Raw genomic sequence first — 24,915 nt, forward strand, 5'->3', positions numbered from 1 at the left:
CGGCATGCTCGCCGCCGTCGCCGCGCTCGACGGGCTCCCGTCGGTGGATCGACTGGTCAAGGAGGCCGACCACTGGATCGGGGACGGGAAGGACGGCATCAGGCTGGCGGTCGGTCACCAGGCCGCCATGGGCAGACACCCCATCGGGACCGGACTGATGCCCAGCGAACGCCGCCGTCTCATCGAGTGGGCCGAGCAGGCGCTGGCCCCCGAGTTCGTTCCCGTCCCGAAGCTCCAGCGCAGCCGGTATGGTCGCCCGCCTGTCAGACAGCTCACGAAGCGGCCCTCCATGCCAAACAACGCCACCGTCGAAGAGCTCGCCGCCCTCCTGGAGCGGACGGAACGGACTGCGGCGGACAACGCGCGGGTGCGACGTGCGGCGCTCGCCGCGACGCTGGACGGCACCGACCTCGTCGGCTTCCTGGTTCACCAGACCGACGACCAGCGGGACCGGCTCGTCGCCACCGCTGAGAGCACGCTCGGGCTCGCAGAGTTTCGGCGTGAACGAGGACCGGAGACATGGGTGTGGGAGGCCGAGGAGCTCACGGTGCGGCTCCACGCCCACCCGCTGGGTGAGCTGGGATCCCCTCTCGGAGCGGAGGACCGGCCGCCGCGCGCGGGACAGGAACACGACCAGGCCATCCGTGAGCGGCGCGGACGGGTCGCCGAGGCGATGACCCGCCTGAGGGAGCAGGTGTCCGGGGCTCGGATCGCCCTTGTCGAGCTGGAAGGAAGCGAAGCGTTCCAAGGTCCCGCGAGGCGTACCGACCCCAAGTACGCGATTCGGCTCGGGTGCGCGGACGCAGGTTTGGTCACCCAGTTCATCCGCCCCCTGGACACCGCGATGGACAGGGCTGACGCCGAGAAGGACGCCGCCCTGCGGGCCGAAGCGGCCTGGGCGGACGGCCTTCGTCAGACTGGGATGCGCCTGGTGCCCCAGCACACTCTCGGCGATCGCATCCCTTCCGGACTGAACCAGGTGGCCTTCCATCTGGTCGAGCGCCGGGTCGACGGTCCCACGGGTAGGGCACAGTTCACCCCGATCGCCGTGTTGCTCCGGCCGGACGCACCGTGTGTTCTCGGACGGACCGCGGACGCCTCGGAGTGGATGCCCTACCCGGACCTGCTCCGGATCCTGACCGGACGAGTGCGGGGGAATGACCTGAGGACCTCGGCGCAGCAGTCGGCAGTCACGGCGGCCTTCATTAGGAGGACCCTGGCGAGTCTGCGCGGCACGCCGACCCTGGTCCTGGCCCACGCACAGGACGTGCGCAAGCGCTGGCCGTGGCTCACCAACGGTGGGCTCGAGGTGGATCGGATCGGCCTCGACGGGGGCCCAGCGCAGCGGATCGGTCTCTACGGCAAGCATTTTCGGGTCGTCAGGGTCGCTGACAGCGGCCGTGACGAGACGCCCCAGTGGTGGGCGGAACGGGAGGAGCGTGAGGAAGAGTTGGCCGGGCAACAGCGGGGCGGCTTCGGCATGGGACTGTGGGTGCCCGACGAGCCCGGAGCCCCCGGCCGTGTCTTCTACAGCACGGCGGACAAGGCGAGCACGCAGACGAAGTTGACGAACGACGATGCGAAGCTGACCCCTCACGTCAACCCCGCTGGCCGGAGCGCCCACCGGCCGACGGTGAACGCGTGGAACCCCGAGCTACTGGAGCTCACCCTGGCTTGCCTTCAGCCTGGAGACGACCCCGAGGCATGGGCCGCGTTCGTCCACCAACAGCGCATCTGCAAGGACGACTACCGGGACGTGCTCGGCCTGCCGCTTGCTCTCCACCTCGCACGGCTTGCGGACGAGTACGCGCTGCCGCACGACGAGGAGGAGGCGGTTGATCCGACGGCGGGGCCGGTCGCAGGGACCGGCGTCGAAGACGTCCCAGGGCAGCTCGCATTCGACTTCGAAACCGATGAGGACGACGAGGACCAGGCACATGGGAACGCGTGACACGAAGGCGGCCGCGCGGGCCGTCGGGTTCGCCGACCGCATCTTCGATCAGGAGGAAATGCGGGACGCGAACGCCGTACCGGAGCCGGCGGGCGGTGAAGCGACGGCCGCAGCCGTCGAGCACCTGGGCAAACGGTTCGCGACACTGCCCGGGATGGTTCGCCACGCCTTCGGCCGGACCCGGGACCACGCGGGCAACCTTTCGAGTGATCCACTGCAGGGCCTGTCTGAGATCGTGCAGAACTCGGAGGATCTCGGCGCCTCAGAAGTGCGCGTCCTCACCAGGGAGCGAGACCTTCTCGTTGCCCATAACGGTGCCCCGGTGCGGTTGCCGGACGTAGTGGCCCTGGCCATGCCGTGGCTGTCCAGCAAGGCGGACGAAGCCGAATCCACAGGGCGGTTCGGCATCGGGCTGATGACGCTGCAGTCGCTTGCTCCCCATCTGGAAGTGCACAGTGGCCACTACCGGGTGCGCATCGGCGATCCCTATGTCTCCGTCGCCGAACCGCTCGTCGTACCGGACTGGTTCGCGGACGACGCCTGGACCGTGTTCCGCGTTCCCTTTGCACCCGGTGCGCTCGACGCGGAGAGCGTCGACGGGTGGCTCGCTGCCTGGACCTCCGGCGCGCTGCTCTTCCTCGACCACGTATCCGACGTCACGCACCTGGATAGGCAGGGCGGCGTCCGGCACCGGCTTGCTCTATCCCGGGAGCCCGGACCCGGCTTCGAGGCTGAGGTCGGTGGTGGACCGGCAGAGGTGGGGACCCACCTCGCCCGCGCGGCCACTGGGACTCGATGGCTGGTGTGCCGTACCACCGTGCCCAGTCCCTCGGGCATCGACAGGGCGCACAAGGCTGCCGGACCCACCACGACTCTCGCCGTCGCCCTTCCGCTCGGACACGGCGGTCCCGGACGGATCCACGTCGGTCTGCCGGTTCAGGAGATCGGGCCGGCCCTCTGGACGAGTGCGCAGTTCGATCCGCTCGCCAGCCGGCAGGCGCTCGACGAAACGCCGTGGAACCGTGCGCTCGTTCCATTGGTGGCCGATCTGTGGACGGCAGCCGTTCTGCGGCAGTTCCGGCAGGATCCGGTGAACGCCTGGAGTGCTGTTCCCCTGCCGGATCACGTCCGTGACGGGCGCAATCCGGCTGCTGTGATGGAACAGCGGTTGCTCGACCACGCCCGGCGTCTGGTGTCCGCGAAGCTGCTCCTGGAGGTCCCGGGGGAGGGTCTCCTCGATCTCGAGTCGCTTGCCGTGGAGGACGAAGAACTCGAAGGTGCCGTGACCGAGGAGGAGGTCGCCCGTCTGGCTGATGTGCCCGCCGCGCTGCCCGGAGCGATGCGAGACCCGGACGGCAGGTGGCGGGAGGTGTTGTCGGAGTGGGAGGAGAACGGTGTCGGCGCACCGGCCCGGGTCGAGGTGTACGACACGCTGGACCTCCTTGGCGACGGGAGCCGATCACCACGAGCGACGGTCCGACTGGTCGCGCGAGCCATCGAAGCGGGCTGGAGTGGCCTCCTGTTGTCACGTGATTGGCTGGTGGACAGTTCCGGTACGCAGTACGGCATGCGCGGCTCTGTACCCGTGCTGTTTGCCGCCACTCCTCGTGGGCTCGGAGTCGAACTGGGGCTCACCCGTGAGATCCACCCGGACTTTCTGGCCGACACCGACGACGCGCGGTCGGTCCGGGAATGGCTCGGCAAGCAAGGGGTACTGCTCAACGACGACGATCCGGCAGCGGTGATTCAGCGTCTCGCAGACTCCGGGGGTGCGCGAGGTGGAGCTGGGCTTGTCCTCACGGATGAGCAGCTCGTGGCGCTGCGGGACGGTTTCGCACACGTACCGGAGAGCCGCCGTGAGCTGTGGGGCAGGAAGGTCGGGCTGGCAGTGCGGCTCCAAGGCCACCGCTACACCACCGAGGGAGCGCGGGAGGACGTGGAGATCGCACCTGCCCGGGCCTATCTTCCGTCCGGGCTGGACAGCGCCGAGCACGACGAGAGCTTCGCCTTCGCCGCCGGCTCGACTTCCGGCCCCGCGTGGCTGCGATCGCGTTACGCCAAGGTGTTGCAAGGCGGCAGCATCGGAGCCCTGAGATTTCTCCGGTTGCTTGGTGCCGAGACGGCTCCCCGGCCGCGCAGTCATCCTGGACAGCACTCGCGGTTCGAACGAGGCGCCAGAGGACTTCCCTCAGCCTTCGCCTCGGGTTCGAAGGCGCGCACGAAAGCGCTGGAGGCTCTTCGCGCGACCTACACCCTCAACGATTACGACTGCCCCGACCTGTATGCCGTGGCAACCGATATCGCGAAGGACGACGACTCTGCACGTCGCCGACGCAGGGCGGCCGCGCTTCTCCACGTACTCGGCCGCTCATGGAGTCGCTTCTCCGAACATGCCGAGGTCGGTGCGGCTTTCGACTACCACACATGGCACGACCGAGGGCAGACGGCCGCCCTATGGCTCTGGCAACTACGCGAGGTGGCCTGGCTGGACGACCGGAACGGCACTCCGTCCAGCCCCTTCCGGCTCCGTACCCGCACCGCGGGCACCGTGGCCGTCTACGGGGACGGGGACGCCCAATTCCTGCATCCGGACATCCAGGAGCAGGCACGGCGGCGTACTGAGGTACTCCGAGCCCTGGACGTCGTCGGAGACGCCCGTACCCGCGATCTCGTCGAGTGCCTGCGGCGGCTCCGTCGTGAGGAGAAGGACGGGGCTGAACGAAACGCCCCCGCCGCACTGATCGTCTACGAAGCCCTGGCCGAGCGCGCCACCGGAAGGGGGACTTCGGGCGGATCGGGAGAGATGCCGTTCAGTGAAGTCCTTCGTGCCTTCACAACAGGCGAAGGGCTGGTCCTCACGAACTCCGGCTGGCGGCGCCCGGGCGAGTGCCTCATCGGCGAGCCACTGTTCGGAGCGTCACGGGCCTTCGCTCCCGTGTTCACCGGTGGCGAGGCGTTCTGGACGCGGCTCGGGGCGCGTCGGCCGACCGTCGACGACGCTGTGAAGGTGATCAGGGAGTTGGCGCAGCAGGACAGGAGGGAGCGACGGAACGTTCCGGAGGGAACCACTCAATCGGTAGTCCTGGAGACCCTGAAGATGCTCCGTCGCCCCTCTGCCGTCCGGTCGGAGGAGCTGACAGCCGGGCGGCTGGGAAGACTTCCCCTGGTCACGAGCAAGGGATGGCTGAGCAAGCGGCCTGTGTACGCGGTCGAGGACCCCATGGTCGCCGACGGCTTGGGCCGTGACCACGCCGTGTGGCGGCCGGGAGCAGAGCTGGATCAGTTCCGTCCACTGGCCGGGGCCCTGCGCCTCACGTGGATCGGGGTGGAGCAACTCAGTGTGCACAGCTCCATTGTCGCTTCGCACGATCCGGACGCGACGGAACTGGTCCGCGCGGCTGTCACCCATCTGCGCGAGGACCTGCAACGCAACGCCCCGGAGGTGGCCCGCGGCCTGGACGGCTCCTGGGACGGACTCGCGGCACTCACGGTGAGCGTGGCACCGGACCTGATCTGCCGGGTGGAACTGTCCGGTACTCCGGTGGAAGTATCCGTCGACGCCGGTGTCGACTGGGCTTCCAGCACCCTGTATGTCCGTGACCTGTCAGCGGTGAACCGGCCCTCTGCGGGCGGTGCTTCGATCGCCACCAAGTTCCCGGGACACCGCAGGGCGGCGGCCCTCGCCTGGACCGCCGCGTGTGACCGGGCGGAGCGGGGCCGCACCGCCGTGGACCTTAGCCTCGCGGAGGATCAGGTCCGCCGTGAACAGGAAGCCGCCGTCGCCGAACGCGATCGCCGGCTCATGGAGATGCGGGAAGAGGCGGACCGACGCGGCCGGACGAACGGACGGCAAAGGCGTCCGGTTGCGGGAGCCCCGTCGACGATCAGTGGCCGGGACCCCTCCGTCCCGGCCATGCGGCCCCCCGCTTCGTTCCGCCGACTGGTGGATCCCGCCACCCTCCGTCTCGTCGTGGACCGGGGAAACCTCACGGCACCGCAATCCGGGGCCGGGCCCGCGACGGGCACCGCCCCGAAGAAGGGCCCGGCCCTGCCCCAGCCCCGGTCCGGCTCGGCCGTCCCCCAGCAGCGCACCGCCGCACGTCCCTATACGGCCGTGGAGCAGGAGAAGGCGGCACTGGACCTCGTACGCCGGGCTCTGGCGCTGGACGAGACCGAGCTGCGTGACCTGAGGGCTCAGCACGGTTTGGGGGCGGACGCAGTGGACGAGCTGGCCCGGTTCTACGAACTCAAGACGTACGGCGGTGCCGAGCCGGACACGATCCAGCTCACCCCTGCGGAGTTCCAGCGGGCGATCGAAAGCGACGATTTCTTCCTTGTGGTCGTCTCCGGTTTGGAGGCCGGAGCCGCACCGGTCACCGTACGGATCATCCTGGAGCCGTTGAAGCACCTGCCCTACCGTCCGAGCAGCAACGTACTCGTCTCCGGCATCCGGGGCGCGCAGAGCCTTGTCTACCCGTTCGAGAGCACGGAGTAATCCTCGGCCGTGACTGCCATGAGAATGATGACAGCGACTCGAGAACGTGATTTCGGACCGCCCCTTAACGTGGGCGCCGAAGTACCGCAGGGGTGGCGGAGGAGGGGACGTACCAGCATGCGCAGGGTTCCGCCGGAGATGTTCCGGTTCACCACGGGGGAGACGGCCGACTTGAACGGGGCCGTGCTCGAGGCTTTCGGGGTGGCTGGCGAGCACCTGGAGACCGCGCTCGGGCTCGACGGTGTACGGGAGCGGCTGCGTGCGGTGGGCTGGGTCTCGGACCTCGAGGACGAGGAACTGCACGAGACACTGAAACGGCTGGTGAAGTGGGAACTCCTCGACGTGGTTCACAACCACGCCCAGAACTACCGCACGGCCGAGGAGTACGAGCGGCGCAACCTGCACTACTCGCTGACCCGCCGGGGCGAGGCCGCGCTCGCCGGGGTGCGACACGCCCTGGAGGTGCTGGCCTCCACAGGGGCCCTGCAGACCGCGGTGCTGGAGGCGATCGCTGACCGGCTCGACGAGCTGACACTCCTGTCAGGCGAACCTGCCGCGGCCGACCGACGGATCTTCAGCACCCTGCGGGAGCTGGAGGGCCATCTGGAGGGCCTGGTGGAGAACACCAAGACCTTCAACGGCCAGTTGCAGAGGCTCCTTCGCGCCGAAGGAGTGGATCTGGAAGTGTTCCGTGAGGTGAAGGCCGCCACCGTCGCGTATCTCCAGGAGTTCCTGGTCAATCTCGACCGGCGCGGCGAGACGGTGGCCGCCGCCGTGGCCCGCGTGGAGGAGCGGGGCATCGCGGTGCTGCGTGAGCGGGCCCTGCGCGGTGCCGAGCTGCCTCCGACCCCGGGAGAGGACCCGGCAGCCGGCTGGCTGGAGAGCCGGCGGGCGCGCTGGGCGGGGCTGAGGGCCTGGTTCCTGCCGGACGACGGGACGCGCCCCCGGATCGAGCAGCTGCACGACATCGCCCGGCGCGCCATCGTCTCCCTCCTGCAGGTGCTGGAGCGGATCAACGAGTCCCGGCGCCGCCCCTCCAGCGCCGTACAGGACTTCCGGGAGCTCGCGCGCTGGTTTGCTGCGGCTCCCGACGAGGAGGACCTGCACCGGCTGTGGTCGGCCGCCTTCGGCCTCGGCCCGGCCCGCCATGCCCACCTTGCCCACCCGGACCCGGAGCTCATCCCCTCGTCCCATTCCTGGTCCGAGGCGCCGCCGGTACAGGTGTCGGCCCTGCTGAGGACCAGCGGACGGACCGAACGCTTCACTCGTACGGCCACGGTGCGGAACGTTGAGGCGGTCAGGGCGGAACGCGCCGAGCGGGCCCGGGCGGAGCGAGCGGAACTGGCACGCGCCTGGCAGGCGCTGGAGACGGACGGCTCGGTACGGCTCTCCTCTTTCAGCACCCTCGACCCCGCGGCCTTCGACCGTCTCCTCGACCTGCTGGGCCGGGCGTTGGCCGCCCGGCCGGACGCGGGTGGCCGGCGACGGGCCACGACCGGCGACGGCCGGGTGGAGGTGGCGCTGTCGCCGCCCCCCGACGGGCGCACCGCCGTACTGCGTACCGTGCAGGGGACGATGGCAGGACCGGACTACGTCATCCACGTCACGGCCGTGGGCGGGGCGATCGCCTTCCCGGCAGTCCGCGCCGCCACGGGGCAGGGGGCCGCAGGATGAGCACCCTCGCCAACCAACTTGCCTCCGCCGAACGGGAGGAGGTCGCCCGTGCCATCCGCCTCCTTCTGGCCCGCCCGCTGCTCACCGAGGCAGCCGACCCGACCGGTTTCGATCTGGTGCGCCGCCGCCGTGACCCGCTGGCTCGTTGGTTCGACTACACCTGCGGCTGGAATCTGGTCGTGGAGCCCCGCCGGGGCTACGCCCGCCTCACCAAGGTCCGCGTCAACCCCGACGGCTCCCGCCCCGCTCGCCGGGCGCGTTCCGGCCGGGCCCCGTTCGACCGCCGACGGTACGTCCTGCTGTGCGTGACCGCCGCGGAGCTGCTGTCGATGCCGATGACGACCATCGGCATGCTGGCTGACCGCGTCGTCCAGGCCATGGCAGCCGACCGCGCGCTGGCGGGGTTCGACCCGGTCCGCCGGCCGGAGCGCATGGCGTTCGTCGACGTCTTGAAGCTGCTGGAGTCGTACGACGTGCTGCGTGTTGTGGACGGCACGACCGAGACGTACGTCGACTCCGCGGAGGCGAAGGTCCTCTATCGCGTGGACAACACACTGCTCATGAGGCTGCCCGCCGCACCGGTCGGCGCCTCCCGGCTCGCCGTACCCCCGGAGGAGGTGTCCGCGCGGTTCGAGGACCTCCTTGCCGGCCTGGTCAGGGAGCGCCGCTACGGAGGCGCTTCTGCCGACGGGACGGCCGACGACACGCACGCCGAGACCGCCGCGACCACGGATGCGCAGCGCAACCTGCGGCTGCGCCACTCGGTGCTGCGCCGCCTCTTCGACGACCCCGTGCTCTACCGAACCGACCTCGCCGATGACGAGCTCGCTTACGTCACCTCTTTGACCGGACGCCAGATCCTGCGCCGCTCTGTCGAACAGGCCGGTTTCCTCCTGGAGGAACGGGCAGAGGGTTTTCTACTCGTCGACCCGGACGCCATCGCCACCGACGTCTGCTTCCCCGACGACACCTCCACAGCCCGAGTCGCCGCGCTACTCCTCCTCGCACCGCTCTGCGCCACGCCCGCGGGCCTGCTGCCCGAGCAGCTGGCCGAGGCCGGAGCGGAGCTGCTGCGCCGCTTCCCGAGCTGGGCCAGGGCGTACCAGTCGGAGGAAGGTCCGGCCCGCCTCGCCGACGACGCCGTACGGATCCTGCTCGACGTCGGCCTGGCAGCCAGGGCCCGAGACCGTGTCGTCGCGCGACCGGCCGCGTACCGCTACCGCCTGACGGAGACCATCGGCCCAGCCTCGAAGAACGATCCGCTAGCCGTGACCGCCGTCGGCGGCGCCGGAGAAGGAGACAAGCAGTGAGCGTGACGGAGCTTCCCCTCCAGCGACGGCCCGAAGAGACCATCGAGCCGTCACCCGTTCACGACGCGGACACCGGCCGCGGACGCTGGCAGTCCCATCGCGCGGGCATCCTCAACGTCTGGCGCTACTACGACGAGACCTTCACCTTCCACCAGGGTCGCCTGCTGCTGCGCGGTCAGAACGGCACCGGCAAGTCCAAGGCCCTGGAACTGTTGCTCCCCTTCCTCTTCGACGCCAGCCTCCGCCCCAACCGCCTCTCCACGTTCGGGGGTTCGGAGCGCACGATGCACTGGAACCTGCTCGGCCAGGGAGCGTCCGGAAAGACCCGTGTTGGGTATGTGTGGATGGAGTTCCGCCGCGTCGGAGACGACGGCACCGAGCACTGGTTCGGTTGCGGAGCCCGCCTGCACGCGAGCGTGCACACCACCACGGCGCACGCCGACTACTTCACCACCACCGCCCGGATCGCCCATCCCGACGGGGTCCACCTCGTCAACGACACCGGACAGCCCCTGACCAAAGCGGCCCTCGCCGAAGCCCTGCGCGACTGCGGCGAAGTGCATCCGTCAGCCGTCGACTACCGCACAACCGTGCGGCGCGAACTCTTTGCGGGCATGGGTGAGCAGCGGTACGAGTCCCTGCTCTCCGCCTTGCTCCAGCTCCGCCAGCCCAAGTTGTCCGAACGGCTCGACCCCTCCCTGCTGTCCACCCTGCTGTCCCGCGCCCTGCCCCCGCTCGGCGAAGGAGAGATCACCGAGCTCGCCGAGGGCTTCGAGCGCCTGGACCGACAGCGGGAGCACCTCGACCGGCTCGACGCCGAGGTGACGGCGGCCGAGAACGTCGCCTCCCGGCAGCGCGCCTACGCTCGCCGGGTCCTGCGGGCCGGCGCGGCAGCGCTGATCTCTGCGACTACCGAGATGGACGACCTCACCCGGGACGCCCGCGTCAGCGCCGAGGAGTACGAGAAGGCGTGCGAGGAGCGCGCCTCGACCCTGGCCCTGCGCGAGGAACTGGAACTGCGGGCGCATGCCTTGGACGAGATCGTCGAAGGGCTCCGGGAGAGCGACGCCTACCAGAAGGGGGAGGAGCTCGACCGGCTCCGTCGCGGCACCGAGGAACAGGTCGCGGCCGCCGCGGAGCTGCGTACCGCCGCCCGGTCCGCCGAGACCGAGGCGGAGGAGGTCCGGAAGCACGCCGACGAGGTCGCGGGACACGCCCGCTCGCGCGACGAGCACGCCCGCGCGGCCGCGGACGAGGCACACCGCTCGGCCCGGGCCGCAGGCATGGAGTCCATTCACCACGAGGTGAAGACGATTCTGGACGTGGAAGGGGAGGTGAAGTCCCTCGGCAGCGGGACGGCGAACACCGCGGTCAGGACGGGGAGCAGGCGGTCCGATGTTCCTGGCGCCGCCGCCCGTCGTCTACTCCGGGGCGCGGTCACCGCCCGACGGGAGCAGGTCGCCGACATCACCGACGCGATCGACGCCCACGACCGGGCGGTGCGCGACCGGAGTACCGCCGAGGGCCTGCTGGACGAGGCCCGAACCCGGCTTGCGGACGCGATCGCCCGCCGCGACGCGGCCGCCACCGCCGGAGACAACGCCCTCGCAGCCCAGGCGGAACGGCTGCTCGCCTGGGCCCGGGACTGCACGGAGCTGCGCATCCCCGACCTCGATGAACTGGCCGCCAGGGCGGCCGTCGAGGCAGACGTGCGTGAGCTGGTCGAAACGGTCGCACGACCGCTGGACCAGGAGATCACCACGGAGCGGGCCGGAGTCCGCACCGCACAACAGGGGTTGGAGCAGGAACGGGACCTGCTCGACGCGCGGAGGCGCAAGCTCAGCGGCGAGACCGATCTCCAGCCCGTCGCTCCACCCACCCGCACCGCCGTCCGTACGGCTGCGGCGGGCGCGCCGCTGTGGCGGCTGATCGCCTTCCACGAGGACGTCCCGCTCCCCGTACAGGCTGCGGTGGAAGCGGCACTGGAGGCGTCGGGCCTCCTGGACGCATGGGTGAGCGCATCCGAAGGGCTCACCCTTCCTGGGCACGACACCCGTGTCGAGGTCGGCCTCGCCACGACCGCCCCCGGCTCCAGCCTGTTGGACGTGCTGAGGCCCGAGGAGGACATCCCCGTACCGGCCGGCACCGTGACCCGCATCCTCGCCGGCATCGCGTATGGCACCACCCTGCCCGGCGGGCACCCTGCGGCAGTCTCCTCCGACGGCGCCTGGCGCCTCGCGCCGGCCACGGGTTCCTGGAGCAAGCCGGAGCCCGCCCATATCGGAGCCCTCGCCCGGCAGCGGGCAAAGCAGCGTGAGATCGCCGAACTGACCGAGCTGATCGCCGAGAAGGACGCCTCCCTGGCCACCCTCGCCGACCGGCTGCGGGAACTCGGTGTCCGCGCCGCCCGGCTGGCGGACGACCGCGCCGCCCGGCCCGACCACCGGGAACTCGACGCCTGCCGACGAGACTGGGACCGGGCCGAGGAGAAGGTGGCCGCCCGGGACGACGCCGTACGCGACGCGACCGAGCATCTGGCCGCACGCGAGGGTGACGTGGCCGGCGCGCTGCGCACGCTGAGCCGCAGGGCCGCCGAACACGGACTGCCCACGGACCGCGACCGGCTGCGCGAACTCGGCCGCGACGTGGAGAGGTTCCGCGACCTCGCCGATACCTGGACGGACGCCCGCATCGACGCGATCGCGGCCGCTGAAAGGGCTAGGGAGACGGCCGCACGGGCGGACCGGTCACGACTTCTCGCCGAGAAGCAGGCCGCCGACGCGGCCGCTGCGGAAGCGAAGGCGGCTGGTATGACGGCACGTCTGAAGGCGGTGGAGGAGACGGTCGGCGCGGACTACCGGCAGATCGTCGCGCGCGTTGCGGAGACCCGTGCCGAACGGGTCCGCTGCGGCAAGGAAGCCCGCCAGGTAGCCGAGCTCCTCCTGAGCCTGGAAGGCCGCATCGGAGAGCTGCGGGCCACCAGTGGCCAGGACGCCGACCGGCAGGAGAAGGCAGTCGAGGCCCGCGACGGCGCGGCGCAGCGGTTCCGGCACCTGTGCCTGGTGGGTCTGGCCGAGGACGCGGGCGTCGTACCCGAACTCGACGCCGGGGACGGTACCAAGGCCACTCTGGAGGCCGCGCGCGCCATGGCGGCACGGTGGCCCCAGGTCCCGCATGCCCCGCGCCACCTCGGCGACGCCGCCACCCGCCTCTCCGAAGCCGTCCACGAGGCCCGCCGCCACCTCGGCGTCCGCGCCGACCTGGAGCTGGAGCCCGACGACGACATCCAGCTCTTCACCGCCACCCTGGAGGGCGTCCGCGTCGGGGCGACCGGTCTACTTGCCGCGCTCACCCAGGAGCGTGACCGCAGCCGCGACGACATCAGCACCGCCGAACGGCGCCTCTTCGACCAGATCCTCACCGGTGACATCCGCCGCCACCTCGCCGCCCGCATCCGCCGGGCCGGCGAACTCGTCGCGCACATGAACGGGCACCTGGAGCGGGTCCGTACCGCCTCCAACGTCGCCGTCCAGCTTGTCTGGGACGTCCGCCCGGACCTCCCCGATAGCACCCGCACCGCCCGCCAGCTGCTCCTGAAGGACCCCGGTCGGGTCACCGAGTCCGACCGGGAGGCCCTGCACGCCTTCTTCCGTGCCCGCATCGAGGAGGCCAAAGGCAGCGACACGGCCGCGAGCTGGGAGGAGCACCTCGGCGAGGTGCTCGACTACACCGCCTGGCACACCTTCACCGTCCGCCTCGACCGGGCGGACGGGAGCGGCTGGCAGCCCCTGACCAAGCGGCTGCACGGCGCGCTCTCCGGCGGGGAGAAAGCCATCGCACTGCACCTGCCCCTGTTCGCCGCCGTCGCGGCCCACTACGCGGACGTGCCCCTGGCCCCCCGCCCGATCCTCCTCGACGAGGTCTTCGTCGGCGTCGACACCGTCAACCGCGGACAGGTCTTCGCCTTGCTCACCGCACTCGACCTGGACCTCATGATCACCTCCGACCACGAGTGGGGAAACTACAGGGAGCTGCCCGGCATCGCCGTCCACCAACTCCTGACCGACGGAGACGACGCCGTCACCAGCGCGCGCTTCGTCTGGAACGGCACCGGAATGGAGGAAGGGTGACCTTGCGAGACCACCCCGTGTCCGGCGGGACGACCTCTCGGGAGCATCTCGCGTCGGGCGACGCGACCCTTCGCCGCCCCGAACTCCATCCGGTCTGGCAGACGGTCCACGACCGTCTCTCCTCCGGCCGCCCCGTCACACGCGTACGCCTCGGACTGCTGGACGAGACCCAGCGCGAAGCCCTCGCAGACCTCCTCGGCCTGGACCGCCTGCCGGCCCCCCAGCCCTCCGTCGCCCTGGCCCGCCTGGAGGAGGCCGTCAGCGAGCTCTCCGGCCGTACCGTACGAGAAGTCGTCGCCGAACTCATCGGCCCACTCGGCGACAGAGCCGGTGAACGCCGCCGCCAGGAAGGCGAACGCGCCGGGCTGTGGACCTGGCTGGCTGCTCACGACACGGTACGGGCACAGCCGGTGCTCGCCGACTGGGCTGCGTCCTGTCGAGCCGCAGGGCTGGTCGGCGGCTCGGCGGAACGCACCCGTGCGCTGCTCACCGACGCGCTCAAGGTACTCGCCGAACTACCCGGCCAGGCCGAACCCCTGCCCGTCTTCGCCGCCCGAGTCCTCAACGGCCACGCGCACGCTCTCGACGATGGCACACCCGTCTCCACCCTCGTCCTGCGTGCCCTGGCGACTCTGTACGACATTGCTCCACCGCAGTCCGCAACGGAACGGCGCGCCCTGTGGTCCCGCGCTGGCGTCGCCGACGACGAGCTGTCCGCCACCGTCGTCACCTGCGGACTACGCCCTGTTGGCGACGGCCTTCTCGCCCGTGTGGCCCGCCTATGCACCGAGGCCGGCCAGGCCGCCAGCCTGACCCTCGCCCACGTCAGGAGCCCGGGCGAGCTCACCCTGCCCGCCACCCCTGCACCACTCGTCGTCCACGTAGTGGAGAACCCCAGTATCTTGGCTCTCGCCCTCCGTCGCTTCGGCTCCAACTGCCCGCCGCTTGTCTGCACGTCCGGCTGGCCCAACAGCGCAGCTATCCAGCTCCTGCGTCTACTCGCGGACCAAGGCGCTACTCTCCGTTACCACGGTGACTTCGACGGCGAAGGCATCCGCATTGCCGCATACGTCATGGAGAAAACAGGGGCCCACCCCTGGCGCATGACGGAGGCAGACTACCGATCCGCGATCGTCCGCAACGCGCACGGTCCTCGACCGGGGCGCATCACCGGAGCACCGTGGGATCCCGAGTTGGCCGAAGCCATGGCGGAGCACGACATCGCCGTGGTCGAGGAGCTGGTAGCCGATGTGCTGTTGGAAGATCTCGCTGCTGCGGCTCGCCAGCACCCCTCCGGCTATTCGTAACGCTCCAGGCGATTGAAGGGCCGTAGGCCGGTGCTGACCTGTGGTGATGTCGACTGCCGTTTTGCGTGGCCTAGTTTCGATGACGCATCACATGGAGCGTGCCACCAGGTAGCTTGGGAGTTGTCTTAACGGAGGTTGGTGGACACCAACAAGGACAACCCACCGCCAGGTGCGGCTGAGCTTCCTGGGCTGAGCAAGATCGTTCAGGGCGTCGCCGCCAATTCTCCGTACCCTGCCTCCGAAGGCTCGAGGAGGAGTCTTCCGAGGGGATCAGGCCCGACCGGCTGGCTTAAGCATGCGGACTGACGGTGAGGCAGGTCGAGCAGGCTCCGGAGCGGCGGAATCGGCGGTTCGCCCAGTGGTGGCAATCCGGTGATGGGCTGCGGCGCCGGGGTCGGTGAACGTTGCGACGCAGGGAGCGAGGAGGCGATCAATCGGCGAGGCGAAGGTCTGTGATGAGGCGGAAGCGTTCCAGAACCGCCGGCGTCGCATCGTCCACAGCCCAGCGCCTGGAAGAGCCTCTCCTCGGAGGTGAATCCGACGGCCGTACGGCCGCCGGGATTCGGGGAGCCGAACCGGACCGCAGTCGGCGTCCCCGCATCCACGTCGGCTGACATCACCCGTACGGAAACGCCGGGCATCCCGTCGGCGCCTCGCACGTACCCCGCGCCGACGGGATGTATTCGCCGTGACCGCTGCCTGGGTCCCGCTCGCCCCGTTCGCCGAACCCTGCCGCCGTTCCTGTGTCCTCCGAGCCGCAACCCCGACGGCTATAGTGCAAATAACCCATATTTCAGGTCCAATATGCATCGACCCTGCGTGCCCGAATCGGAGAGATCGGAAGAGGGCGAACCACCGGAAGGTACCCGCAGCGATGAAGTGGTCAGCGAATGCCTGATGGTCTGTCGGAACGGCTGCGCCGGGTCGTCGACGTTCTCCCGCTGGAGCCGGGAATACGGGTGCTGGAGATCGGTGGTGCGCCTGGGGCCGCCGCACGCGAGGTCGCGCGGAGAGTGGCTCCCACCGGCCACATCCTGGTGCTGGACCGGTCCCGGGCCGGGATCGACAGAACGCGCCGCCACTGTGCGGGCGAGATCGAGGCCGGGCTCCTCTCCACGCACTGCGCTGCGGTGGAGAACTTCGCTCTGCCCGAGGGGACCGGCCTCTTCGACCTGGCTTTCGCCTGCCGCGTCGGTGCTCTGGACGGCCGCCACCGCGAGCTGTACCCATCCGCGGTCGAGCACATCCGACGTGCCCTCAAGCCGAACTCCTGCCTCTACCTCGACACGGGTGACCCGATGACCCGGATCCGCCTTGCGTGATCCACTCGGGTCGGGTGAAGGGATCGGCCCGACAAGGCCGTCTGCCAACGCTGCAACGAGTTCGCCGTCGCGGACCGAGCCGGGCGGGAGCTGGTGCGAGCGGCAGGAAGATCGGCGTGCTTTCCGCGACCGGATATCCGCATGAGGGGAGGATTTACGCCGGTGCCCGCGCCTCTTCGGCGGGGTGAGGGCGCAGGAACCAGAACAGGACGGGTGCCAGATAGAGCGCCCAGGCGGTGGCCTGCAGCACGCTGGGGTTGGGCTGGAAGTTGAAGATGCCCTTGAGCAGGGTGCCGTACCAGCTGTCGGGAGGGATGGTCGCGCTGATGTCGAAGAGCCGGTCGTCCAGGCCGGGGAGGAGGTCGGCCTCCTGCAGGTCGTGGATGCCGTAGGCGAGGACGCCTGCTGCCACGACGACCAGCAGGGCGCCGGTCCAGGTGAAGAACTTCGCCAGGTTGATGCGCAGTGCGCCACGGTAGAAGAGCCAGCCGAGCACGACGGCCGAGAGCAGTCCCAGCGCGGCTCCGAGCACCGGCGGCGCGCCGTCGCCCGTCGCCTGGACGGCGGACCAGATGAACAGCGCCGTCTCCAGGCCCTCCCGGCCGACCGCAAGGAATGCGGTGGCGACCAGCGCGCCGGTCCCGACGGCCAGGGCTTCGTTCAGCTTGCCCTGCAGCTCGGCTCTGAGGTGCCGGGCGGTGCGGCGCATCCAGAAGACCATCCAGGTGACCAGCCCGACGGCCACGATGGACAGGGCGCCGCCGAGCGCCTCCTGTGCCTCGAAGGTCAGTTGGGAGGAGCCGAATTGCAGTACCGCGCCCACGGTCAGGCTCAGGCCGACGGCGATGCCCACCCCGAGCCAGATCGGCGGCAGTTTGCTGCGGTTGTCGGTCTTGACGAGGTAGGCGACGAGGATGCAGACCACGAGGCTGGCTTCCAGTCCCTCGCGCAGGCCGATCAGATAGTTGGCGAGCACGCCGGTCTCCTAGCGAAAATCGTGAGGTGGCGGTTCAGGGATGGCTGTTGAGGAAGCCGATGACGCCGGCGCCCCACCATCCGCCCTGGGAGATCGTGGCGGCGATCCCCGTCTGCATCAGCAGGCGCCGCGGCACGCCTGCGGGGTGCTCCTGCACCAGCCTCAGGCGCTGGCCGAGCCAGTGCGCGTAGAGGCCGTTGAGCATGACGGCGAGGACGAGTCCGAGCTTGACCAATGTCAGCGGTGATGACAGGTCCGGGCGGAGGAACAGCCCGCTGAGGACGAGTCCGCCCAGCCCCAGCCAGATCGGTGTCTGCAGCGCACAGGCGGTCTGGAGGGCATCGCTCAGACGGCGACGTCCGAGCAGCCACAGCAGGGCGAACCAGTCGACGGCGAGCACGGCACCCAGCCCGACGATGAGCCCCGCGAGGTGGAGAAAGCGGGCTGCGGTCCGCAACGGAGGGTCGGCGTGGACATGGGAGGCCGTCCAGCAGGCCGCTGCCAGGACCGCGCACGCCACGACGCCCAGGGCGACCAGCGCCCACGACGGTGTCGGAGCGCCGTCGGGGCTCTCGTCTTCGACTGCCAGGGCCGGCTGTCCCGGTTCACGGGCCTGCCGGGGGCCGAGTACAGCCCGGCCTCTGACGGTGGTGGATTGCACCGGTCAGCTCTCCGGCTTGAGTTCCACGTTGCGGAACGTGGCGGTTGCCCCCTCGTCGAGCGCCGGCTTCTCGCCGCTGGCGCCGTGCCGCAGGAACCTCGGAGTGTCGAGCTTCGCGCGGAGGGTGTACTTGCCGGTCTCGGGTATCGAGAAGTTGTTGGCGTAGTGGAAGAACTCCGAGTAGTAGAAGTTCAGTTCCTTGGCCTGGACGACCTTGCCGTCCTCGTTGACCACTTCGAGCGTGATGGGAACGTCGGGCACGATGCGGCCGGTCTTGGCCTCCATCGGGATGATCTCGATGTGGTGGGTCTCGTCCTTGGCCGGCGCTCGGTGGACCTGCTTGCCATGCGCGCCGTGCTCCGCGTGGAACCAGGGCTCGGCCGCCTCGACGATGTAGCCGACGCGGTAGTCGCCCACGCGCGTCTTGCCGCCCCGGGCCGCGATCTCCGCCTCCAGAACGGTGTACTGGTGCGCGACGCCGGCCGGGGCCTTCTCCTTCGACGCACTCTGGCCGGCGGGCTTCGTGTCCGGCTCGGCGCCACCGCAGGCGGTCAGGGCGAGAGCGAGTGGCACCGCGAGGCACACGGCGGGTACGAATCTGGGCATGGCTGAAACCTTTCGCTGCGGGTGAGGTAAGGCGAACCTAAGTACATGACACGTTCGAGTCAACCCATCGCGCAATCCGGACATTAGGAGTGAAGTGGGCGGCGTTCGTGGGAAGAGGCCGCGTTTTCCAGAGGAGTTGGGCAGGGTCGGGCTGTTGGCAACGCTCAAGAAGTGCCGATAGTTGTTCGAGATTTGGACAACTCAGCCGCACTGTTGCTTACACTGCGTCCGCCTCCCCCCGCCGCCCCTGCCCTCCCCGGGAGAACCACCCTCATGACGCTTCGCATGCCTCAGCCCATGCCCCAGTCCATGGCCCGGCCCATGGTCGCGACCCTGCTCGCCGCAGGACTGCTCGCCGCCCTGACCGGCTGCGCCGAGAAGAGCGACAGCAGCGACTCGAAGTCGGGAGCCATCGCCGTCGAGGCCACCGACGACGCCTGCAAACTCTCCAGGACCTCCGCCGAGGCCGGACCCATCGCCTTCAAGGTCTCCAACCAAGGCAGCAAGATCACCGAGTTCTACCTCTACGGGCCCGACCGAAAGGTCGTCAGCGAGGTCGAGGGCATCGGCCCCGGCACCTCCCGCACGATGAGCGTGAAGGTGTCCGAGCCCGGGGCGTACGCCACGGCATGCAAGCCGGGCATGGTCGGCGACGGCATCCGCGGCAAGATCACCGTCACGGCCAAGCGGCACGGATGACCTCACGCCCTCCGTCGTGCCCTGGGGCTACAGTTGGCGCCTCATTCTTCGCCCGCCGCGCATCGGCGGGCTTCTTCTGCACACTGGGGAGATTCATGCGCAAGCGCGCAATCTTCGCTGTACTCGGCACTGCCGTCGCCTTGGGCTGGTCCACCGCCGTCGCGTACGGGGACGAGACCGTCGGTGACGTCCAGATCAACACTGCCACCGTCAGTGGCGGCAAGGACGTCGCGATTGGCCTCGCCGACAAGACGGTCACGGTGTCGGTGACCGCCACCGACCCCTCGGGCATCTGGGACGCCGACTTCCACCTCTGGCGCGGCACCGACCCGGACAACCCGGACGGCTACCTGGAGCCGAACGAGGACACCTCCCCGGCAGCCTGCGTCGCCTCCTCAACGACCACCTCCACCTGCTCGAAGACCTTCACCTTCGAACCGGACGCGTGGCTGGCCAATGCCGACGCCGGAACCTGGAAGGTCGGCATCGAGGTGTGGGCGAACGACGACAGCCGCACCGTGCTGGACGCCTACACCATCGTCCGGCTCCAGCGATTCTCCAAGCTGACCGTCAACGCGAGTCCGGAGCCGATAGCCGCCGGCAAGCCCCTTACGGTCACCGGGAGGCTGACCCGGGCCAACTGGGACACCGACACCTACGCGGGCTACACCGCCCAGCCGGTCAAGCTCCAGTTCCGCAAAACGGGCACCAGCACCTACAACACCCTCCAGACGGTGAACACTTCCAGCACCGGTGACCTCAAGGCCACGGCCACCGCGTCCGTGGACGGCTACTGGCGCTGGAACTTCGCCGGCACCTCGACCACTCCGGCCGTCAAGGCGACGGGCGACTACGTCGAAGTGCAGTAGCGTCCAGCAGTCGTGGCGCCGGGTGCCGTGGAGGCCCCGGCGCCTTGCAGGCCCTGGAACACCGCCGAAGTGCAGGCGATGGTGTGGATGACCAAGGCCATCCGCCTATCCCGGTTGCGGTCGAGCCGGTGGTTGCCGCCCTGGCTGCGGTGGTGCTGCCGATTGCCCGGCATGGGTTCGGTTCTATTCGATGGAGTCCCAAACTGATGCGGGCCTCTCCTTGGCGGAATAGGGGAGAGGTCGCAGTCAGAGTGAAGGGAGCCGTTGCGTTACCCGGCGAGCGCAATTCGTCCGATACGGGCGCGCGCGGGAATTCGCTCGCCCTGCGGGTGTGACATTTGATGAGCCGACGGCGCAGAACTGAGTGTGCCGATTTGATCGTCGGCACACGACGGATCCAAGGTCCCCCCGGCTGAAGGATCCGTGCCCGACGCGGGCGGGGATGGAGCCCCCCGCTCAGCCCCGCCCGTGTCCGGAGGCTACTTCTTGGTATCGGTACGCCGGCCGCTTCGCCGAAGCCGGAACTCGGCGGTTGGAGCCTCCCGCTCGGCCGGGACCGGTACTCCTGTCCTGAACAGAGCCGGCCCGGCTCACCTACCGCACGCTCAGTCCGCCGAGCGCAGGATCTGGGCGACGAGGGGGCCCGCCGACGATCCGCCGTGCCCGCCCCCTGGGACGATCGCTGCCGCAGCCAGGCCGTTTCGGTAGGCCGTGAACCAGCCGTTGGGCTTCTTCTGCCCGTCGACCTCCGCCGATCCCGTCTTCGCACCGAGCTTCCCGTCGAGCCCCGCCATTGCTTCGGCCGCGGTGCCCGAGGTCGCGGTCAGCCGCATCAGGGAGCGCAACTGTTTCGCGGTGTCCGCGGACAGCGGGCGGGACGACTTGGCGAGCTGCCGTTTGTCGACCGAAGGGGCGACGATGTACGGCTGGTGGAAGGCTCCCGAACGGACGGTGGACGCCACGGATGCCATGGTGAGCGGGTTCATCCGGACTCCACCCTGGCCGATCAGCGATGCAGCCTTCGGGGCACCGGTCTGCACCGGAACCGCACCGTCGAAGCTGGGCACGCCGGTCTCCCAGGTCAGCCCGATCCCGAAGACGTCCCGCGCCTCCTTGGTCAGGTCGTCATCGTCGAGCTTCTCGGCCTGGCTGATGAAGGCGGTATTGCAGGAGCGGGCGAAGCTCTGCTCGAAGGTGCCTCTCTTGATCTCGAACTTGTCGTCGTTCTGGAACTTCCAGCCGCCGTATGTCACGTACTTGGGGCAGGGGTGCGGCTTGCCGTAGGCGGCGAGATCCTTGTCGATCAGCAGCGCCGACGAGATGACCTTCATCGTGGAACCGGGCGCGAAGGAGCCCTGGAAGGCCGTGTTGAATCCGCGAGCAGGGGAGTTGGCGGCCGCGAGGATCTCGCCCGTGTCCGGGTCGAGGACCGCCGCCGCGGCTTTCGGACGCTTGCCCGCCGCTTTTTCGGTGACGGTCTGGAGCTCCGAGTCGAGTGTCGTACGGAGCGTGCCGGGCCTGCCCTCGGAGAGCACCTTGAGGGTCTCGTCGGGGCGCTCGGCGTCCTTGCCGTCCGCTTGCGCACGCGAACCGGAATCGGCCCTCGCCTTGTCGGCCCGCGCGATCCACAGCTCCACGCCTGCTGTGCCGCCGGCCTCCTCCCCGTACCTCTCGCGCAGGCTGGAGAGCACCTCGCGCAGTGCCGGGTGTTCCTTCTCGGTCAGCGCGGCGCCGTGGCGGTCCACGGCCTTGATGGGTGGAGCCTCCGACCTACCGGTCTTCAGGGTGTCGCCGCTGTGCAGGTCCGGGTGGACGACGGTGGGTCGCCAGCCGACCAGCGCCTTGCCCGTCTTCTTCTCACGGACCACGCCGAGCTCGGATTCGTACGTCCAGGTGGCGCGCTTTCCCTCGTACGAAATCTCGGCGCTGACCCTGAACGGCACGGTTGTGCCAGTGGGCGTGCCCGCCCTCAGAGACACCTTTGCGACGTGGGCCTCCTTCCGGTAACCGGTCAGCGCGGTCGCCGCGGCCTCACGGTCGTCGGTCAGAGCCGCTGCGCGGTCCGATGCGCCCGCCGCCCAGGCGTCGAGGAAGTCCCGCGCGATGGCGCGGACCTCAACCGCGCTCGGCGGGCCGGTCTTCACCGGTGCGGGGCGGTTCTCGCCGGAGGCGGTGTCGCTCGAGCTCATGAGGCTGTACGCGCCGTACCCGCCGGCCCCCACCGTCGCGGCGATCGCCCCGGCGATGACAGCCACCTGCGCACTGCTGCGCTTCGGCTTGCCGCGACTCCCCATGGGGAAACTCCCGAAGTCTCTCGATTCTCTCTTGAACGACCGGTTAAGAGCGTCTGCGCGGCGCACTCTAGACACGCTGAGATCCAGGTGTCGAGCCAGGCAGGGATCGTCCGGCCTCCCCTTTCCCGGAGGATTGTCGCAATCCGGAAGAAGCGGGTGAATTCCTATGGCTGGGCGCCCGGTGGGCTCCTATCAGGGGAATCTGCTTCTGGGCTGAGCTGATTTACGTCACTTGGGCTCTGTGTTCGTGATTTAGGCCACCAGGCGAAAGTGCTCTGTCGAGCTACCGCGATTCCTTATCCAGAAGTCGCTCGGGTGCAGTGCGGCCAAGGGGACCCGAATTTCTGAGGTATTGACTACGGGTCTCTCGCCGCGTCGGGCAGAAATGCGGCACGGAGCTACGTTCAGTGCATCCAGCCGGGCTGGTCCGCTTCGGCCTCGATCACTATGCGGTAGGAGGCAGGCGAGGGTCCGAAGCACTTCGTTGACCACATCACGATCGCCCCGGCGACCGTACGCATCTGAACCCAGCTGATCGGATGTCATGGTCAGGAAGCCGAAAACTGCGAGGCCGACTGAGTGCTTACCCGGGTACGTTCTGTATGTGATCTACCTGATCGGCGGGCCCCCAAGGGTGGGCAAGAGCGCCCTCGCGCACATGTTCCTGGAGCGCGCCGGCATACCGGGCTGCCCGACCGACGTGCTGGTGTCGATGCTGCAGAACGCCGCGCCGCAGCACGGAGTGCGCCACGGCACCCACCTGGACAAGGCCGCATCGGCCCAGCCGTTCCTCGTCGAGTTCCTCCGTGCTGTCGCGGACGGCCTCGACGAGTCCGACCCGCTGGACGGCTACGTCGTCGAGGGCGACATCGTGACACCGGCTGCGGCCACGGCCGCAGCCGCTCACGGGCTGCGGCTGGTCTCGGTTTTCCTCGGTAATACCGGCCTCACCGTGGATGACCTGCGGATCGCACCCGACTGGCTCGATGGGGCCGATGAGGCTGCCTACCAGCGGATGGCGGCGTGGGTCACAGAGCAGAGCCGCGCCCTACGCGACGCGTGCACAGCCGGAGGGCACATGTACGTCGAGATGAGAGCAGGCTACGAGCAAGGGCTGCAGCGGGCTTACTCGGCGCTCATGGAACATGTCTGACCGTCGATGAATGCTTGCTGGAGACTGGTCGGGGAGCCTTGCCGCACAAGAGCGGGGAGGGGCGAACGGCTGAACCTGAGGCCGGGAGCGGTCCACAGGTTCACGTTCGCTGATCGCCGGGCCGGCGGGATCGAAACGCCCTTCCGGCTCAGACGGTCCCGCCGGTACGCCCGAGATGCACTGTCAGGGGCAGCTCTGCGTCGGCGAGTTCGTTCGGGTCGACGGTCCGGCCTGAGTTGACGAGGTCGCGGATCGGATCAGTGACGTCCCAGACGTTGACGTTCATCCCGGCCAGTACACGATTCTCGGCGAGCCAGAACGCGACGAACTCCCGGGTGTCGGTCCGGCCCCGGAAGACGACCTGGTCGTAGGCGCCGGGTTCGACGTAGCCGGTGTACTCCATGCCCAGGTCGTACTGGTCGGTGAAGAAGTACGGAACGCGGTCGTACGCCACCTCCTGGCCGAGCATCGCCTTGGCGGCAGTCTGGGGCTGGTTGAGGGCGTTGGCCCAGTGCTCGACGCGGATGTGCTTGCCGAGCAGCGGGTGAAACGCGTTGGCGACGTCCCCGGCAGCGTAGATGTCCGGGTGGGACGTGCGCAGCTGGGCGTCGACCCGGATGCCGTTGTCGACCTCCAGACCGGCGGCTGTGGCGAGCCGGCTGTTGGGGGTGATGCCGATCCCGACGATGACCGCGTCGGCGTCGATGTGGTTGCCGTCGGTCAGCAGCACGCCGTTCGCCTGTCCGCCGACGCCGGTGATCTCCGCGACCTGGACGCCGCAGCGCAGGTCGACCCCGTGGTCGGTGTGCAGGTCGGCGAAGATCCGGGAAACCGCGCGGCCCAGGACGTGCAGCAGCGGGAGTTCCGACCTCTCCAGGACGGTGACTTCGAGGCCGGCGGCCCGGGCGGCGGCAGCGGTCTCCAGCCCGATCCAGCCGGCGCCGATGACGGCGACCCGGGATGCGGACTCGAAGGTTTCCTTGATGCGGTCGCTGTCGGCGAGCCGGCGCAGATAGAGCACCCCGTCCAGGTCGTCTCCGGACAGGGGAAGCCGGCGAGGGGAAGAGCCGGTCGTCAGGAGCAGCTTCGCGTAGCCGGTGCGGCTGCCGTCGGCGAGATGCACCTCATGGGCGGCCGGGTCGATCGTGGTGGCCCTGGCGCCCAGTCGCAGGTCGACGTCGTTCTGGGTGTACCACTGTGAAGGATGGGCATAGACCGTCTCACGCTCATCCTTGCCCAGCAGGTAGCCCTTGGAGAGTGGCGGCCGTTCGTAGGGGCGCTCATGCTCCTCTCCGAGCAGCGTGACCGGGCCGTCGAAGCCCTCTTCCCGGAGTGTCTGTGCTGCCTTCGCGCCGGCGAGGCCGGCCCCGACGATCACGAATGCTGGGTTGGCGGTCATGATCTCTCCTCTGCTGCGTTGGCACTGCCCGCAGGCCGGTCATGGTCCGTTCGGCGGTCCCGGCCTCTG

15 protein-coding genes are annotated in these 24,915 nt (G+C 69.5%); 10 read left to right on the forward strand and 5 right to left on the reverse strand.

Translation table 11 applies throughout. The annotated features are described in order from the left end of the window. The 7 genes from AC3EQ1_RS29625 to AC3EQ1_RS29655 form a co-directional block, all read left to right on the forward strand. A partial coding sequence (locus AC3EQ1_RS29625; RefSeq protein ID WP_432097396.1) for an RNaseH domain-containing protein occupies positions 1 to 1,951 on the forward strand: 1,951 nt, incomplete at its 5' end. Next, a complete protein-coding gene (locus tag AC3EQ1_RS29630; protein ID WP_432097397.1) occupies positions 1,938 to 6,446 on the forward strand; it encodes a sacsin N-terminal ATP-binding-like domain-containing protein in 4,509 nt (1,502 codons plus the stop codon). The genes AC3EQ1_RS29625 and AC3EQ1_RS29630, both read left to right, overlap by 14 nt. A 117-nt stretch (positions 6,447 to 6,563) precedes the next feature. Beyond that, entirely contained in the window at positions 6,564 to 8,120 is a 1,557-nt protein-coding gene (locus AC3EQ1_RS29635; protein WP_432097398.1) for a TIGR02677 family protein, read from the forward strand. After that, complete coding sequence (locus AC3EQ1_RS29640; RefSeq protein WP_432097399.1) at positions 8,117 to 9,430, forward strand: TIGR02678 family protein; 1,314 nt, start codon at positions 8,117 to 8,119, stop codon at positions 9,428 to 9,430. Before AC3EQ1_RS29635 ends, AC3EQ1_RS29640 begins: the two co-directional genes overlap by 4 nt. Further along, positions 9,427 to 13,560: a TIGR02680 family protein gene (locus AC3EQ1_RS29645; protein WP_432097400.1), complete on the forward strand. Its 4,134-nt coding sequence runs from the start codon at positions 9,427 to 9,429 to the stop codon at positions 13,558 to 13,560. Before AC3EQ1_RS29640 ends, AC3EQ1_RS29645 begins: the two co-directional genes overlap by 4 nt. Beyond that, positions 13,557 to 14,867, forward strand: coding sequence for a TIGR02679 family protein (locus AC3EQ1_RS29650; protein WP_432097401.1), 1,311 nt, complete (start codon positions 13,557 to 13,559; stop codon positions 14,865 to 14,867). The genes AC3EQ1_RS29645 and AC3EQ1_RS29650 overlap by 4 nt, the downstream gene beginning before the upstream one ends. A gap of 890 nt (positions 14,868 to 15,757) precedes the next feature. Beyond that, positions 15,758 to 16,189, forward strand: coding sequence for a class I SAM-dependent methyltransferase (locus AC3EQ1_RS29655; protein ID WP_432097402.1), 432 nt, complete (start codon positions 15,758 to 15,760; stop codon positions 16,187 to 16,189). A gap of 154 nt (positions 16,190 to 16,343) precedes the next feature. Here AC3EQ1_RS29655 and efeU read toward each other — a convergent pair whose 3' ends face one another. The 3 genes from efeU to AC3EQ1_RS29670 are packed head-to-tail and all read right to left on the reverse strand — an operon-like array spanning position 16,344 to position 18,432. Further along, positions 16,344 to 17,165 carry an iron uptake transporter permease EfeU gene (efeU, locus tag AC3EQ1_RS29660; RefSeq protein ID WP_432097403.1) on the reverse strand — a complete coding sequence of 274 codons (822 nt, stop codon included), beginning with the start codon at positions 17,163 to 17,165 and terminating at the stop codon, positions 16,344 to 16,346. Positions 17,166 to 17,199: 34 nt separating this feature from the next. Continuing rightward, the gene (locus tag AC3EQ1_RS29665; RefSeq protein WP_432097404.1) at positions 17,200 to 17,826 is read right to left on the reverse strand and encodes a hypothetical protein; all 627 of its coding nucleotides are present in this window, start codon (positions 17,824 to 17,826) and stop codon (positions 17,200 to 17,202) included. A gap of 3 nt (positions 17,827 to 17,829) precedes the next feature. Next, positions 17,830 to 18,432: an iron transporter gene (locus AC3EQ1_RS29670; RefSeq protein WP_432097405.1), complete on the reverse strand. Its 603-nt coding sequence runs from the start codon at positions 18,430 to 18,432 to the stop codon at positions 17,830 to 17,832. A 285-nt stretch (positions 18,433 to 18,717) separates the two neighbouring features. On the opposite strand from AC3EQ1_RS29670, the gene AC3EQ1_RS29675 reads away from it, so the two are divergent. Both AC3EQ1_RS29675 and AC3EQ1_RS29680 read left to right on the forward strand, forming a co-directional pair. Continuing rightward, a complete protein-coding gene (locus AC3EQ1_RS29675) occupies positions 18,718 to 19,131 on the forward strand; it encodes a cupredoxin domain-containing protein (RefSeq protein ID WP_432097406.1) in 414 nt (137 codons plus the stop codon). A gap of 95 nt (positions 19,132 to 19,226) precedes the next feature. Further along, positions 19,227 to 20,000, forward strand: coding sequence for a DUF5707 domain-containing protein (locus AC3EQ1_RS29680; protein ID WP_432097407.1), 774 nt, complete (start codon positions 19,227 to 19,229; stop codon positions 19,998 to 20,000). 605 nt (positions 20,001 to 20,605) lie between these two features. Here the strand turns inward: AC3EQ1_RS29680 and AC3EQ1_RS29685 are convergent. Next, positions 20,606 to 22,294 (reverse strand): penicillin-binding transpeptidase domain-containing protein, encoded by a 1,689-nt coding sequence (locus AC3EQ1_RS29685; protein WP_432097408.1) that lies wholly within the window; start codon positions 22,292 to 22,294, stop codon positions 20,606 to 20,608. Between the two features lie 604 nt (positions 22,295 to 22,898). Between AC3EQ1_RS29685 and AC3EQ1_RS29690 the strand changes: the two genes are divergently transcribed. Beyond that, positions 22,899 to 23,447, forward strand: coding sequence for a hypothetical protein (locus tag AC3EQ1_RS29690; RefSeq protein ID WP_432097409.1), 549 nt, complete (start codon positions 22,899 to 22,901; stop codon positions 23,445 to 23,447). Between the two features lie 148 nt (positions 23,448 to 23,595). Here the strand turns inward: AC3EQ1_RS29690 and AC3EQ1_RS29695 are convergent, their stop codons facing one another. Further along, positions 23,596 to 24,846, reverse strand: a complete 1,251-nt coding sequence (locus tag AC3EQ1_RS29695; protein WP_432097410.1) for an NAD(P)/FAD-dependent oxidoreductase — start codon at positions 24,844 to 24,846, stop codon at positions 23,596 to 23,598. Positions 24,847 to 24,915 lie beyond the last annotated feature (69 nt).

The organism is Streptomyces sp. bgisy100, from assembly GCF_057709105.1.

Bases quoted from the DNA above. Each gene is read 5' to 3' on its own strand.
- AC3EQ1_RS29630 (WP_432097397.1), top strand. From the start codon at position 1,938: ATGGGAACGCGTGACACGAAGGCGGCCGCGCGGGCCGTCGGGTTCGCC.
- AC3EQ1_RS29635 (WP_432097398.1), top strand. From the start codon at position 6,564: ATGCGCAGGGTTCCGCCGGAGATGTTCCGGTTCACCACGGGGGAGACG.
- AC3EQ1_RS29640 (WP_432097399.1), top strand. From the start codon at position 8,117: ATGAGCACCCTCGCCAACCAACTTGCCTCCGCCGAACGGGAGGAGGTC.
- AC3EQ1_RS29655 (WP_432097402.1), top strand. From the start codon at position 15,758: ATGCCTGATGGTCTGTCGGAACGGCTGCGCCGGGTCGTCGACGTTCTC.
- AC3EQ1_RS29670 (WP_432097405.1), bottom strand. From the start codon at position 18,432: ATGCCCAGATTCGTACCCGCCGTGTGCCTCGCGGTGCCACTCGCTCTC.
- AC3EQ1_RS29675 (WP_432097406.1), top strand. From the start codon at position 18,718: ATGCCTCAGCCCATGCCCCAGTCCATGGCCCGGCCCATGGTCGCGACC.
- AC3EQ1_RS29680 (WP_432097407.1), top strand. From the start codon at position 19,227: ATGCGCAAGCGCGCAATCTTCGCTGTACTCGGCACTGCCGTCGCCTTG.
- AC3EQ1_RS29685 (WP_432097408.1), bottom strand. From the start codon at position 22,294: ATGGGGAGTCGCGGCAAGCCGAAGCGCAGCAGTGCGCAGGTGGCTGTC.
- AC3EQ1_RS29695 (WP_432097410.1), bottom strand. From the start codon at position 24,846: ATGACCGCCAACCCAGCATTCGTGATCGTCGGGGCCGGCCTCGCCGGC.